General features: G+C 60.0%; 11 protein-coding genes and 1 pseudogene. 4 read left to right on the top strand and 8 right to left on the bottom strand.

The window, feature by feature from the left end; translation table 11 throughout:
- Positions 1–132: 132 nt before the first annotated feature.
- From ARTSIC4J27_RS10160 to ARTSIC4J27_RS10180, 6 genes are all read right to left on the bottom strand, one after another.
- The gene (locus ARTSIC4J27_RS10160) at positions 133–1,278 is read right to left on the bottom strand and encodes a thiolase family protein (RefSeq protein ID WP_050055073.1); all 1,146 of its coding nucleotides are present in this window, start codon (positions 1,276–1,278) and stop codon (positions 133–135) included.
- Positions 1,271–1,663, bottom strand: a complete 393-nt coding sequence (locus ARTSIC4J27_RS22145) for a Zn-ribbon domain-containing OB-fold protein (RefSeq protein WP_083435404.1) — start codon at positions 1,661–1,663, stop codon at positions 1,271–1,273. The genes ARTSIC4J27_RS10160 and ARTSIC4J27_RS22145 overlap by 8 nt, the downstream gene beginning before the upstream one ends.
- Positions 1,660–2,880: a CaiB/BaiF CoA transferase family protein gene (locus ARTSIC4J27_RS10165; protein ID WP_050055074.1), complete on the bottom strand. Its 1,221-nt coding sequence runs from the start codon at positions 2,878–2,880 to the stop codon at positions 1,660–1,662. Before ARTSIC4J27_RS10165 ends, ARTSIC4J27_RS22145 begins: the two co-directional genes overlap by 4 nt.
- On the bottom strand, positions 2,877–4,034 hold the full coding sequence (locus ARTSIC4J27_RS10170; RefSeq protein WP_050055075.1) for a zinc-binding dehydrogenase: 1,158 nt from the start codon (positions 4,032–4,034) through the stop codon (positions 2,877–2,879). Before ARTSIC4J27_RS10170 ends, ARTSIC4J27_RS10165 begins: the two co-directional genes overlap by 4 nt.
- A 16-nt stretch (positions 4,035–4,050) precedes the next feature.
- On the bottom strand, positions 4,051–5,571 hold the full coding sequence (locus ARTSIC4J27_RS10175) for an aldehyde dehydrogenase (RefSeq protein ID WP_200900788.1): 1,521 nt from the start codon (positions 5,569–5,571) through the stop codon (positions 4,051–4,053).
- A gap of 167 nt (positions 5,572–5,738) precedes the next feature.
- A complete protein-coding gene (locus ARTSIC4J27_RS10180) occupies positions 5,739–7,112 on the bottom strand; it encodes an MFS transporter (RefSeq protein ID WP_050055076.1) in 1,374 nt (457 codons plus the stop codon).
- Between the two features lie 433 nt (positions 7,113–7,545).
- Here ARTSIC4J27_RS10180 and ARTSIC4J27_RS10185 point away from each other — a divergent pair, with 433 nt between their 5' ends.
- The 3 genes and pseudogenes from ARTSIC4J27_RS10185 to ARTSIC4J27_RS23555 form a co-directional block, all read left to right on the top strand.
- Entirely contained in the window at positions 7,546–8,958 is a 1,413-nt protein-coding gene (locus tag ARTSIC4J27_RS10185) for an MmgE/PrpD family protein (protein ID WP_161799564.1), read from the top strand.
- Between the two features lie 114 nt (positions 8,959–9,072).
- Entirely contained in the window at positions 9,073–10,218 is a 1,146-nt protein-coding gene (locus ARTSIC4J27_RS10190; protein ID WP_083435405.1) for an IS630 family transposase, read from the top strand.
- 59 nt (positions 10,219–10,277) lie between these two features.
- Positions 10,278–10,673, top strand: a pseudogene (locus ARTSIC4J27_RS23555) (hypothetical protein); the annotation flags it as partial.
- A gap of 393 nt (positions 10,674–11,066) precedes the next feature.
- Here the strand turns inward: ARTSIC4J27_RS23555 and ARTSIC4J27_RS23560 are convergent.
- Both ARTSIC4J27_RS23560 and ARTSIC4J27_RS10200 read right to left on the bottom strand, forming a co-directional pair.
- Positions 11,067–11,609 (bottom strand): flavin reductase family protein, encoded by a 543-nt coding sequence (locus ARTSIC4J27_RS23560; protein WP_200900800.1) that lies wholly within the window; start codon positions 11,607–11,609, stop codon positions 11,067–11,069.
- A 129-nt stretch (positions 11,610–11,738) separates the two neighbouring features.
- On the bottom strand, positions 11,739–12,515 hold the full coding sequence (locus ARTSIC4J27_RS10200) for an SDR family oxidoreductase (protein WP_050055078.1): 777 nt from the start codon (positions 12,513–12,515) through the stop codon (positions 11,739–11,741).
- A 416-nt stretch (positions 12,516–12,931) separates the two neighbouring features.
- Here ARTSIC4J27_RS10200 and ARTSIC4J27_RS10205 point away from each other — a divergent pair, with 416 nt between their 5' ends.
- Positions 12,932–13,198 carry an MmyB family transcriptional regulator gene (locus ARTSIC4J27_RS10205; RefSeq protein ID WP_152683836.1) on the top strand — a complete coding sequence of 89 codons (267 nt, stop codon included), beginning with the start codon at positions 12,932–12,934 and terminating at the stop codon, positions 13,196–13,198.
- Positions 13,199–13,269: the final 71 nt, after the last annotated feature.

Raw genomic sequence — 13,269 nt, forward strand, 5'->3', positions numbered from 1 at the left:
ATTCGGCCCGTTCGGGACCTGCCGAACACCATCAAATCTAGCATATGTCCGGACGAATTCCTCCTGGGCGTGGCGCCGGATCGGTCCTCAGGTTCCCTGACGTCCGAGAACTACAGGGAACCTGAGGGAGCGTCATCTTTCGACCATCAATACAGTTACTGAACCGCCATCGGTGCCGCTGACGGTACCGCCTTTGCAGTAAGCCAGACCGAGGTGAGCATCCTCAACCTGACGTGCACCGGCACGATCAGTGAGTTGCCATGTCAGCTCACATATTTGGGCCACGCCCGTGGCACCGACCGGATGTCCGCGACTAAGAAGGCCCCCGCTGGTGTTTACGGGCATTTTCCCCCCGAGGGATGTGCTGCCGTTCTCGGTCCAGATTCCGCCTTCACCTACTGGAATCAGACCGAGCCCCTCCAGCCTAACGATTTCGGCGATGGTAAAGCAGTCGTGCATCTCAACAAGATCGACGTCTTTCGGTCCAAAGCCTGAGATGTTCCATGCCTGCTCTGCAGCCCGCCGTGAGACGTCCTCATCGTTAAGGCCGGCGGCAGTGGATACCACGCTCCCGCTGATGAGTGCGCATCCTGCTATCCGGGGGGCGGAGCGAATTTTCAGTTTTGCCAGACCGGCCTTGCTGCACAGGACTACGGCCGCTGCTCCGTCACTAATGGGGCTGCAGTCCAGAAGTCCTAGCGGTTCGGTGATAATGCGTGCCTCCAGTACTTCGCTGAGGCTGACTGGGCGCTGGTATTGGGCGAATGGGTTATGAACGGAGTGCGCGTGGTTTTTGACAGCAACGGCTGCGATCTGTTCCCGGGTCGCGCCATGATCGTACATATACCGGCGCGCGCTCATCCCGTGGTTGGCTGCCATGACCAGTCCGTTGATGGCGTCGAGGTCAGTCGGGTCTGGCATGACTCCGCCGGCGACTCGGTCCGTCATTTTCTCGGCACCAATGACGAGCACGATGTCGTGGATCCCGGCTTTTATTGCAATCCAGGCCTCTCGAATCGCTGTTGCTCCACTGGCGCAATAGTTTTCGTGGTTCGAGACAGGCAGTCCGCCTAGCCCAAGTTGGACAGCGACGCGCTGGCCCGCTACCGGGCCACCGAAAACGTGCCCCATATATACGGCTTCGATATCGGCAGGGATGACGTATGAGTCTGCCATCGCTGCCCGAGCTGCCCCGACCGCGAGCTTTTCAAAGGTGACGTCTACGGGGTATTTCCCGAACCGCACCATTCCTGCTCCGGCGATGAATGTTTCACTCATTTGTTTCCTCGATTCCTCGGAAGCGGTACCACCATAGTGAGTTGCCGGACTCGTCAACAGTTTTGGGGTACAACTCGACCCCTACGACTGTCCCGATGTCGACGTTGCCTTCTGCCGCGCCGAGTACACGGTTACCGTCTTCGAAATCGACCGTGACAAGTGTGTAGGGGGTCTTCAAGTGGGCAGGGGCCTGACGAACAACGGTCCAGCTACAAACGCGGCCTTGCTTGGGCAAGCTGACGTTTTCAACCCGGTCAGAGCCGCAATGAAGGCAGAGCGGTCTCTGCGGAAATGAATGCCGTTGGCAGGCGAGGCATGAAATGCCCTGCAGGCCATTCGCCAGGTTCACTACGTCTTCACGAAGAGGCATATCTACAGATGTCATTGTTCTGCTCCTAGGAGGATGTGGTCCTTGGGCGGGGCTCCAGTTCGTTCGTTCCCGGAGCGTGGTTTCAAATCCTGCAGTAGTTCCTTGTTGTTGGCGCCCAGCTCCGGGGCTGAGTCGGGGCGGGGCTCCTCGTAGGCGTCCATGAGGATCGGCGTCCTGATCATCCGGTGCTTGCCGGCAAACTGGTCATCGATGCTGATGAACATGTGCCTGGCGTCCAGGTGCGGGCAGTCATAAAGTTCGTCAATGGTTTGAGTTTCACCCGCGGGTAGTCCGGCAGCGGCGAAGGATTCGACGATCTGCCGACGCGTCCGTGTGTATGTCCACTTTTCGGCTTCGGGACGGATGACGGTTGCGAAGTTTTCGGCACGGTTCATCACGGAGCCCAGAAGGGGATGGTCAAGCAAATCCGGCCGGTCAATGGCCTTGCACAGTCTGCGCCACATCTCGTCTGTAGGGAGGATCAGCGCTACGAATCCATCGCTGGCTTGCAGTGAGCCCAGGGGGGCGTACCGGTCGACGCCCCTTACACGCTTTTCCTTTGTGAAGTCCCAAAGCATCAGCTCCCGTTCCAGCAGGGATGCGACTGTGTCGTACATGCTTTGGTCCACGAATGAACCCGACCCTGTTCGTTCCCGTCCCTGAATTGCGGCGAGTATGCCAACGGATGCGTAAACGGCAGTGTATATGTCGGCGAAGCCGGTGACCGTCGGCAGCGGCGGACCGGACGTTTCACCGGTGACGGACATAAGACCGCCCATGGCCTGGATTGCAGTATCGAATGCGGGGCGGTCTGAAAATTCCCCGCGGTGACTGTTCAGACGCCCGTAGCCGCTGATCGCGCAGTAGACCAATCGCGGGTTTTCTTCCCGCAGCGCGTCGTAACCGATTCCGAGTTTGTCGACGGCGCCCGGTCGCAGGTTTTCGACAATGATGTCCGCGGTTCCTGCAAGGGCCAGGTAGGCGAGCCGATCCGTCGGGCTGCTGAGGTCCAAGGTTACCGATTTCTTGTTCCGGTTATAGCTCAAGAACCCGCCGCTCAGGGCGCCGGCATCGGTCTGCACGAGAGGGTCGTAAACCCTGCGGGGGTCTCCGCTGTCGGGTTTTTCGATCTTGATTACTTCGGCACCGAGATCGGCGAGGATCATCGCGCAATACGGTGCGGCTATGTACTGTCCCAGCTCCAGGACGCGGAGGCCTTCGAGGGGTCTCATGTCAGCGCCGCCGTACCGTGGGGAACGATCAGGGGCTTAATGTCTTCCTGGGACCGCATCCGGGACATCGCCTCATTGACTTGATCGAGCCGGTAGTGGTTGGGAACCAGTGCGCCGAAGTCGTATTTGCCCTTGGAGTTCTTCATGAAGTCCAGCGCTTTGCGGTATTCGGCGATGTGGCCAGACCAGGTGCCCATGATGGTGAGCTGTTGGCGGGTGATGAAGCCCGGACGCACGGGTACTTCTTTTCCGGGGCCGTCGATTTGACCGGTGACCATGTATCGGCCACCTTCTCTGATCATTCCCAGGCCCTCAGTGAAGGCAGTGCGTGCACCTGAGAATTCGAAAACGACTTCGGCACCCTGTCCGCCCAGTAGTTCCCTTACTGCGCTGATCCGGTCTTCGGGTTCGGGTGCGTCCGCGATGGAGATGGTGTCCGTCGCTCCGTACTGCTTGGCGATGGCCAGTCGACTTTCAGGGGCACCTATGGTGATGATCCGCCCTGCGCCAAGGTGATCTGCAAGTGCGGTGGCGAACAGTCCGAGCGGGCCGGCACCCTGGATCACAACATTCTCCCAGGGGTTCATTTTTCCGATGCGTTCAAAGGAGTGAACTACGGTTCGCAGGGCGCAGCTGGCTGCTGAGGCCCATGAGGTTGGAACCTCATCGGGGACTCGTACCCGGCCGGAATTGGGAAAGACGTAGCAGTATTCTGCAAAGCCGCCGACGAGGTAGGGCGGGCGTTCGCAGTTTGTGAACATGTAGTACTGCCGATTTGTGCACAATGTGGGCTGGTTATCGAGGCGGCAGTGGTCACAGTTGTTGCAGGATGCGTGTGTGAAGCAGATGCGGTCGCCCAATTCCAGGGGAGCCCCGAAGGTGTCCCTTTCGGCTCCGGGCCCGAAAGCCACGATGCTGCCCACCATCTCGTGGCCAGGGATGACGGGAAGGTCCACCCCTTGGCTTCCTCCGAGCGAGCCGTCCCATAGGTGGAGGTCTGAGCCGCAGATGGTGGCTGCTTCGATCTTCACGAGCAGCGCTCCGGCTTCCAGCTCCTGGGGGACGGGGATGTCGCGTAGTTCCAGGTCCTCGCCGTGTTTGGCAAGTACTGCCGCACGGCTTGTCTTGGGAATCTCGAAAGTACTGTTTGTCATGGCTTTTTCCTTTGTCTTAGCCGAGTTTGAACGGGTCGCGGCTTTCGCCCGTGAGCTCAACCCACACGGACTTTGTCTGCAGGTATGCGTCCAGGCCTTCCAGCCCGTTTTCGCGGCCGATGCCGCTCTGGCCGAAGCCTCCGTAGGGGACGTTATTCGCCAGGACCCGGTAGGAGTTCACCCAGATGGTGCCCGCTTTTAGCTGGTGCGCGATCCGGTGTGCGCGCTGTACGTCCTTAGTCCACACAGCAGCCGCGAGCCCGTAAGACGTGTCGTTGCCGAGGCGAACTGCTTCCGCCTCGTCCTCGAAGGGGATGACTGCCAGAACGGGCCCGAAGATTTCTTCCCTGGCCACTCGCATGGAGTTGTTGACTCCGGTGAGAATGGTTGGTTCAAAGAAGAATCCGTCAGTCAGGCCCCGTGTCTCGGGCCGCCGCCCACCGGACGTGATGGTGGCGCCTTCTTCGACGCCCAGGTTCACGTAGTACTGGACTTTGTCGAGCTGCTCGGAGAAGGCGATGGGGCCCATCTCCGTTGCCATTTCCAAGGGGTCACCCATTTTGATCTGTGGTGCACGATCGGCAAGCCTCCTCACCACTTCGTCATGGATTGAACTATGCACAAGAAGCCGGCTCCCCGCGATGCAGGTCTGGCCTGTGGCGGCGAAGATGCCGGCCATCGCTCCGTTGACGGCGGCGTCAAGATCAGCATCAGGGAAAATGATGTTGGGGGATTTGCCGCCGAGTTCAAGGGTGACTTCAGCGATGTGGTCCGCCGCGCTCTTCATGACAGCGATTCCTGTGGCGGTAGATCCGGTGAAAGTGATCTTGTGAACCCCGGGATCAGCAGTCAGGGCGGCGCCAGTCGCGCCGGCCCCGGTAAGGACGTTGAAGACGCCTGCCGGGAACCCCGCGTCATGGACGAGCCTTGCAAACTCAAGGGTTGAATTGGGGGTCTGTTCTGCAGGCTTGGCAATAAAGGTGCAGCCCGCCGCAAGGGCCGGCGCCAGCTTGCTGGCCAGCAGGAAGAGTGGACTGTTCCACGGGAGGATGGCCGCTACGACTCCGATCGGCTCCCGGCGGGTATACGTGAAGAAATTGGTCTGTGGGGCGGGGATGGTCTGCCCGAAGATCTTGTCCGCTGCACCTGCAAAGAACTCATAGGTCGCGGGCAGGCCCGCCATCTGGCTCCGGGTCTCCCGGATGACCTTACCGTTGTCCCTGGTTTCGATGACGGCCAAGGAGTCGGCCTCGGACTCAATGAGAGCAGCCAAACGACGGATGAGGACTCCGCGTTGCGCCGCCGACATTGTCCCCCAAGGGCCTTCCAGAGCGGCCTGGGCTGCACTCACGGCCTTGCGGACGTCAGCTGGCCCCGCCAGAGGAACAGTGGCCCAAGGCTTCCCGGTATACGGATTGACGGATTCGAATGTCTGACCCGACTCTGCCTCGACCCATTCGCCGCCGATGTACATGCTGCGGTGCTCGAGCTGGGTCGACTCACTGTCGGCACTGGCCAGTGTTTGGTTGGAACTCATAATCTTCCTGCTTCCTGCTTCCTGCTTTTGGGCCTACGGTTGCCCGGTCAAGTTCGCGCTACTTGTGCGCGGTCTTCTTGCGTATGAACATTTCTGGGTCTGCTAAAACACGCTGACTTCTCCTGACGGTGGTGACCGTTGGCCGGCCCTTGGGCCGGCCTCAGGCCTTAGGAATGCGTCTTGACAGCTTCGTTGGAGGACAAGGAGACGCCGCGTGTTTCGGGCAGGTAGCGCAGCAGAACGAAGAAGCAGATCAGCGCTACGGCGGCGAGATAGAAGGCTGGCGCCACCAGGAGGGCAAAGGCCGACGCGATGGCCGTTGCGATGAATGGGCCTGGGCCCCCAATCAGTGCCTGCGCGACGTTGAAGCCTATGGAGCTGCCACTCACGCGCAGCCGGGCCGGGAAAAGTTCCACCATCAGTACGCCAAGCATCACGTTGACGAGCGCCTCAAAGGCAGCGAAGATCACCAGCCCAGCCAATCCGAGGAACCAATTTCCGGTGCCCAGGAGCATAAAGCACGGGATAGTCACAACGGCGATGCCAATGGTGCCGATGAGCATCGTTTTCCTTCGCCCGATCCTGTCGCCGATCATGCCGGCGATGGGGCACATGATGGAGTAGATCAAGAGGCCAAGGATGGAGAGTTCAAGGGCAGCGGTGCGTGGCATGTTGACCTTGACCGTCAGGAAGGTAATGACGAAGGTCGCCAGGTAGTAGAACCCAAGTCCTGTGACCGCGGTGCAGGTGAAGACCAGCAAAATTCCTGAACGGCTCTTCTTGCTCGCGGATCGCAAAGGCGCGTGCTCTACCTCGTGCGTGCGCTGGAGTTCGCGGAACACCGGGGTGTCTTCGAGCCGAAGCCGCAGGTACAAGCCCAATACCGCAAGCGGCCCGGCGACGATGAACGGCACTCGCCAGCCCCAGGCGGACATTTCCTCACTACTGATGCTGCTCGCCAGGAGGAGGGTGACAACTCCACCCCCCATGACTCCTATGGCGGCACCCGCGGAGACAACACTGCTCCAGAGGCCCCGGCGCCCATGTGGGGCGTATTCGATCAGAAAGGTTGCTGCGCCCGCGTACTCACCACCGGCCGAGAATCCCTGTGCGCAGCGGAACACCACGAGAAGGATGGGGGCCGCGATCCCGATGGTCTCATACGTTGGCAGGAGGCCGATCGCGAGGGTGCATACGCCCATCAAGACAATTGCTAATGAGAGAGCAGCTCTGCGCCCCAGCCGATCCCCCAGGGCTCCGATGATCAGGCCACCCATGGGCCGGAACAGGAATGCCACACCGAAGACCGAAAGGGAGGAGAGTAGAGAGACGGTTGGATTTTCGGACGGGAAGAAGAGCTGTCCGATCGTGACTGCGAGAAAGCCATATACGGCGAAGTCAAACCACTCCAGGAAATGACCGATGCCAGCCGCAACGGCAACCCGCTTGGAGACCTGGGGGGCTAGCGAACCATCAGCGATTATTGAGGTGCTCTGGGGTTCGGGTGGAACCTCAGTGTGAGGTGTAGTTTCTGCGTTCATTGATTCTCTCCTTTGAGAATTTGTCATTGGGGCTATGTCTGAATGCCAAGTTGTCTCATTCACCGGGATAGGCGATTGAACCAAGGGAGAGGCGGTGCTTGTGACGCCATCTCTACTGGACGTGACCTGCGCTACAAAGGTACGGACAAATCTAGCTCGGTCATCCCTTTACGTCAAGAGGTGTTTGCTTGCCTCCTGTCGAGACTCAAATGAGAGCCCCATACTCCGTGTGTTTCCGCCGTCCAGAAGCCATAGTCCGGATTGAATATGGCTTCCCGGGTGCGGTGATTGACTGGGTGAGGATCGAGGCCTAGGGTAACAATGGTACGGACGATTTACAGATAGGTTGCCAGCCGGATACGAGCGGCCAGGAACCAAAGCGCCAGAGCAAAAGGCGCACGACCCAAGGAGTTAAGGAATGCGGCAGGGAGCAATGGGGCTTCAGCAGGAGCCATCCGCCACCACGAGCACGATCGCCGAACGACTCGCGCTGTTTGCGTGCGAAGTCAAAGTTGGTGATGCTCCGGCATTGGTACTGGAACGGGTGAAGGCGTGCTTGATTCACGCCATTATGGTTGGAGCCGCCGGAATGGACGCCCCTTTCGGGATGGCGGCCGAAAGGGCGATGGGCCCTGGAGATCCTGAACTGCGGGCAGGCCGGTCGCGATCCCTTATCACCGGTGATTATCACTCTCCACCCATAGCGGCGTTCATCAATGCGTCGCTTTTTCATGCCCGGGCACAAGAAGACACCCATGGTACGTTCCATCCGGGGATCACCGTTATACCGGCCGCCCTCGCGGCGGCCGAGTCCAAGATGTGTGACGGTAAGACGTTCATGGACGCCGTCTTGGCTGGATATGAGGTGGGGACGGCTCTTTCTGCCGTTCTGACGGAGAGGACCACGCCTCCGTTTAGAGCCACAGCCGTCTTTGGTGCAGTAGCCGCCGCTGCGGCGGTCGGAAAGATACTTCAACTCAGCACCGAGCAAATGGCTTCGGCCATTGCTATCGCTGCGGCCAGCTCAGGTGGCACCTCCGAGTCCTTCGGGGCAGGAACAGATGAGTGGCGCTTTCAGCCGGCAAAGGCTGCCATGAACGGGTTCATGGCCGCAACGCTGGCTGTCGAAGGGGTTCATGGCTCGAAGACGGCAATCGAAGGACCCGCAGGGTTCCTGGAGTGCTTCGCAGGGATAGATGCAGAAGACCTGACCACAGATCTGGGTAACGTCTGGAATATTCTGGGGGTGACGTTCAAGCCGTATCCGGTCTGTGCCTTCAACCAGGCGCCTTCGCTCCTCGGCGTTCAGATGCGCTCCGAAGGGTTGCGGGCCGAAACGGTGGAATCCATTACCCTCAGAATGAACGAGCGCGAAGCGACCTACCCGGGTATGCCGTTCGATGGCCCTTTCCAGACGGTGGCCCAGACGTTGATGAGTGCAAGATTCGCATTTGCCACAGCCTTGGTCCACGGTGACATCACTCTGGCATCACTGCAGGAGTTCGAAACTCCCGAAGTCATGGAGATGGTTGGGAAAATCAAACTCGTTGCTGATAGCGGCAGGCCGGCGAAAACAGCCAAGGCCACCGCTCATCTCGCGGATGGTTCCGTGCTCGAGCGGGCGATCGAGGAAACCGACTCCCTCCTTTCCTGGTCTCTCCGACAGGTTGTCGCTAGGGGGGAGCGAATGCGTTCCGAATCGAATCTCTCGGCCGATCAGTATCAGCTTCTTGTCCGAAGCATAAATGACCTCGCGGCGGCCAACGATGTGAGGGAAGTTGTTTCGGCCGCCATCAGCGCCCAGCCGGCGGAATCGATGAGTGAACTTTCCGATCCAGTGCGGTGATTCGTGAGATGCCGGGGTCAAGTGCGGTGTCCATCCCAGCCTTCTTTGACGGTTTGGGATAGGCCGACCTAGTGTCCTGCGCCTGAAATTCGCTTCGTAATTATAGAATGGTTTATGGCGAACGTTGGACGGCCGAAGGCCCCTCTGGAACTGTCGGATGAAGAGCGGGAAACACTGTCCCGGTGGGCCCGCAGAGCCAAGTCGGCACAGGCGCTGGCCACACGCTCGAAGATCGTGTTGGGCAGCGCCGAGGGCCTGAGCAACGTGGAGGTCGGTGCCCGGTGCGGAGTCGAACCTCATACCGTGGCTAAGTGGCGGCGCCGCTTCCTAGAGCGCCGGCTGGACGGGCTTGTTGATGATCCCAGGCCCGGCCGTCCTGCGAGCATCACCAGTGATCAGGTAGAGGATGTCGTGGTTGTGACGCTGGAATCGACGCCGAAGAATGCCACGCACTGGTCCCGGGCGAAGATGGCCGAGCGGTCGGGGCTCTCAAAGTCAACGATCGGGCGGATCTGGAAGTCTTTCGAACTCAAGCCGCACCGCGCTGACGGGTTCAAGCTCTCCAATGACCCGTTCTTCGTGGAGAAGGTCTATGACGTGGTGGGCCTTTACCTGAATCCGCCTGAATCGGCTGTGGTGCTCAGTGTGGATGAGAAGTCGCAGGTCCAGGCGCTGGCCCGGTCCCAGCCGGCTTTCCCGATGATGCCGGGCATGCCGGAGAAGCGCACCCATGACTATGTCCGGCACGGGACCACAACCCTGTTCGCGGCGCTGAACACCGCGGACGGGTCCGTGATTTCCAGCCTGCACCGCAAGCACCGGGCCATCGAGTTCAGGAAGTTCCTGGCCAAGATCGACGCCCAGGTCCCCGAGGGCCTGGACGTGCACCTGATCTGCGACAACTATCAGACCCACAAAACACCCGTGGTGAAGACGTGGCTGCAGAACCACCCGCGGTTCCACATGCATTTCACCCCGACGTACTCATCCTGGCTGAACCAGGTCGAGCGGTTCTTCGGATTCGTCACCGAGGACCTGCTGCGCCGCAGCGATCACCGCAGCGTCCAGGCCCTCGAGTCCGACATCCGCAAATGGGTCACCGAATGGAACACAAGTCCCACGCCCTTCACCTTTCAGGCGCAGGACACTAGGAACGTGGTGAAGAATTCGGGAGTAAAAGTGCATCTGTTGGATTCTGGCTGCGCACCGTTAGGACTTGAGGGATGCAGGGTCGTGACGACGGCAACGAGAGATTCTTGACGTAGAGGCGTTGGTGGGGCAAGACTCTTTTCGGGTGGGCCCACCACCGGGCTTTCTTCAGAGCCGCCTGCAGGAAGTGTCCGCTCCGATCCCGTTACACGACGGCCCGGGACGGCAGGAACCCCACCCTTCACCAGTTCGCCCCGCTGCAGCGTGGACACCGGGAATGGGCCGCCGACCAGGAAATCCATCAGAGCTACCGGCAGCATCCGCCGATGGTCGAACGCTCTATCGCCTGGCTCACCGGGAGGGCGCATCCCCCATCGCGCCGTCGGCAGGAACAACTCCTGGCTCAGCCTGCGCGCGGTCCGACCCGAACTTGGGCATACACAATCTCGGTCCCGCTAACAGCGACGGGACCTGGGCGATCGCCTGAAACCCGGGTCCGGGAATCGTCCGAACTCCGAGAGCCGGCACCGTTCAACGCCATCGGCTCGACCGGAACAGTCAGCTAACATCCGGTCCCGGCAGCCACGGGCACCGCCCGCCGGAAACCACGCCAAGGGCGCAAACTGCCCTTCCAGCAGGAGCCCGAATACAGCACCCTCCTAGCTGAACTCCCACGAGGTTGTGAACGGCGTGGAGTGATTCATGAACGAGGACCTCCCGTATCGATGTCGGTAACGCTCACTCGATGACGAGGGAGGTCCTCGTTTCCCGCTTTAGTGGCTATCTCAGATTGTTCCTCTGGGCCGTTCATCCACTCTCCCCGTCCAGCTCCGAACCGGAACCGCAGCTCATCGTCTTGTTTGCTCTGCAGAGATGGCGTGTGGACGAGCAGGATCGGACTAAGCGTGAGAAACCCCTTCACCGTGACGGGCAGGGATTCGTCCATGACGCTGGGGGTGTCAGACGGAGAGGGAAGGCCATTTGGTCATGCGGTCGCGAAGGTCGATGACGCTGCCATTCGTGGAGAACGTCCCGTTACCCCGATGGTGGAATTCCCCTGATCCCCGCAGCCCGGGTGCGTACCAGGCTCGGACCGGACGAAGCACCCAAAGGTCGTACTCGTCGACCAACCTGTCATCTGCTACAACGCATTCGATGTTAGCGAAGCATTCACGAACGAGCGGAGCTGAAACCTCTTTGGGCTGCATGGGAGTGAAGCCAAATCCGCTCCATTTGTCCATGTCCTGGCCGGAGGAGTTCCCTACATCCACGACGGCTTCAGCCAGTCCAGCGGACGGTATTGCAATGACGCACTCTCCAGTATTACGCAGGGCGTGGTAGCTGTAATCCCACGGACCAAGAGTGACTCCGATCAGTGCCGGGGATGCCTGATCGGCATGTTGAAACCGTTGGTCATCAGGTTTGGCTCGCCGTCGTCCTCGGTTGCGATCAGGATGGTCGGCCCGGGTTCCATCAGACGATGGACGAGATGGAGGGGGTATTCCTCGAAATCAGAGGTTCGTTGTACAAAGCGCAATGGGTTGTCATTCCTTCCCTGCGGGCGAGGATGGTGTACGAAACCAGGGTGGGGCCGGGGCCCGGCCCCACCGCCTGGATCGGATGGGACTGGGTTAGATGGCTTGCGCCGTCGGAAGAATCGTGAGCTCGGTGAGATTCACGTGCTTCGGAAGTGCGGCAACGAACGCGACGGTTTCTGCCACGTCCGCCGACCGCAGGACGTCGATCTGGTTGATCAGGTCCGCCATCAACTTGCTGGCATCAGGATCGGTGACGTGATCCGGAAGTTCCGTGTTCACCATGCCCGGCTCAACTGTGGACACGCGGACGTTCTTCCGCCCGAGTTCGGTCCGCAACAATCGGGTGATGTGGCTGATGTACGCCTTGGTGCCGGAGTACACCTGGAACTTCTCGAGCACCCTGGTGGCAGCGATCGACGAGGTAGTGATGAGGTCGGCCGAGCGCCCCTGGCCACCGGCGGTTTCGAGGGATCCGACGAACGCCTGGATGGTGTTCATGACGCCCTTGATGTTCAGATCGATCTGCGCATCCCAGTCCTCGGTTTTCAGGTCGCCGATTTCGGAGATCAGCTGGACGCCGGCGTTAGCGAAAACCAGGTCTACCGTGCCCAGTTCGAGGTCGATCCTGTCAGCAGCCGCCAGGACGGCATCGCGATCGGTGACGTCGGTAGGCACTGAGAGCGCTGTTCCGCCATTCTTCGTGATCCGCTCGGCGAGGACGTCGAGACGATCCTTCCGTCGGGCGATGAGTGCGACCTTGGCTCCAAGCTCGGCGAGTCGCTCCGCGGTCGCCTCGCCGATGCCGCTCGATGCTCCGGTGACTACGGCGACGCGACCTGCCAGCGGGGTTCCTTCAATTAGCTTGCTCACTACGTACTCCTAAGAATCGTGAGAACCGGTGTGACCGGCTTGATTGGGAAATGAAAGCTTGTGCTTCCGGGTAACCACTATTCGCGAGTCTTGGCGAGGCAAACAGGGTGTAACTCACCTACCCTCGGGGTTTGGTGCGGAGATCACGCCTATGCAGGACGAACCAGGTGGGGCATGACCTCTTCGATCGCATGCCGGGAGCATGAGTGGCTGAAAATCCGTCCCGTTGAGGACGGATCGAGCGGCAGGGACAGATAGCTGTCAATGCTGGGGTAGGTTTGTTGGGGTTAGGCAAAGATCAACCTGGAAGTGCGGGGGAGCCGTACGCCGTAGGGATTGCGGTGGCAGAATGTCGGCATGGTCGCCGAAGACTGCCACAACATGACGACCTGTTGATGCTGCCGAGGGGCGATCCCTTGGCGGACGAGCTTGAACGTAGATGGCTATATGAAATTGAATCGTCTTTCGTCCCTTTGGATCGGACACTCGCTGAGCTGCTGGGGAAGTTCACCCATACACCAGCGATCCTGATTGATGAGATTGGGAATGTGATGGCATCGAATGCTCTGGCCAATGAGCTGTTCGCGGAATTCACCATCCGAGACAATGTGTCACGGATGGTTTTCCTGGATGCCGCGGCACGGCGCAGCCACCATCACTCGCGCATACGGCGCCCGTACTGAAACGCAGGGACTGGCCACACCAGCCCCGGAGAGTGTCATTTCCGCGATGACTCGGAATGAAGATATCCAAT

The organism is Pseudarthrobacter siccitolerans, assembly GCF_001046895.1.
Classification (GTDB): Bacteria; Actinomycetota; Actinomycetes; order Actinomycetales; family Micrococcaceae; genus Arthrobacter; species Arthrobacter siccitolerans.

What these genes read in the sequence shown, in the direction of transcription:
- ARTSIC4J27_RS10160 (WP_050055073.1), bottom strand. Translation starts at nt 1,278, where the DNA reads ATGAGTGAAACATTCATCGCCGGAGCAGGAATGGTGCGGTTCGGGAAA.
- ARTSIC4J27_RS22145 (WP_083435404.1), bottom strand. Translation starts at nt 1,663, where the DNA reads ATGACATCTGTAGATATGCCTCTTCGTGAAGACGTAGTGAACCTGGCG.
- ARTSIC4J27_RS10165 (WP_050055074.1), bottom strand. Translation starts at nt 2,880, where the DNA reads ATGAGACCCCTCGAAGGCCTCCGCGTCCTGGAGCTGGGACAGTACATA.
- ARTSIC4J27_RS10170 (WP_050055075.1), bottom strand. Translation starts at nt 4,034, where the DNA reads ATGACAAACAGTACTTTCGAGATTCCCAAGACAAGCCGTGCGGCAGTA.
- ARTSIC4J27_RS10175 (WP_200900788.1), bottom strand. Translation starts at nt 5,571, where the DNA reads ATGAGTTCCAACCAAACACTGGCCAGTGCCGACAGTGAGTCGACCCAG.
- ARTSIC4J27_RS10180 (WP_050055076.1), bottom strand. Translation starts at nt 7,112, where the DNA reads ATGAACGCAGAAACTACACCTCACACTGAGGTTCCACCCGAACCCCAG.
- ARTSIC4J27_RS10185 (WP_161799564.1), top strand. Translation starts at nt 7,546, where the DNA reads ATGGGGCTTCAGCAGGAGCCATCCGCCACCACGAGCACGATCGCCGAA.
- ARTSIC4J27_RS10190 (WP_083435405.1), top strand. Translation starts at nt 9,073, where the DNA reads ATGGCGAACGTTGGACGGCCGAAGGCCCCTCTGGAACTGTCGGATGAA.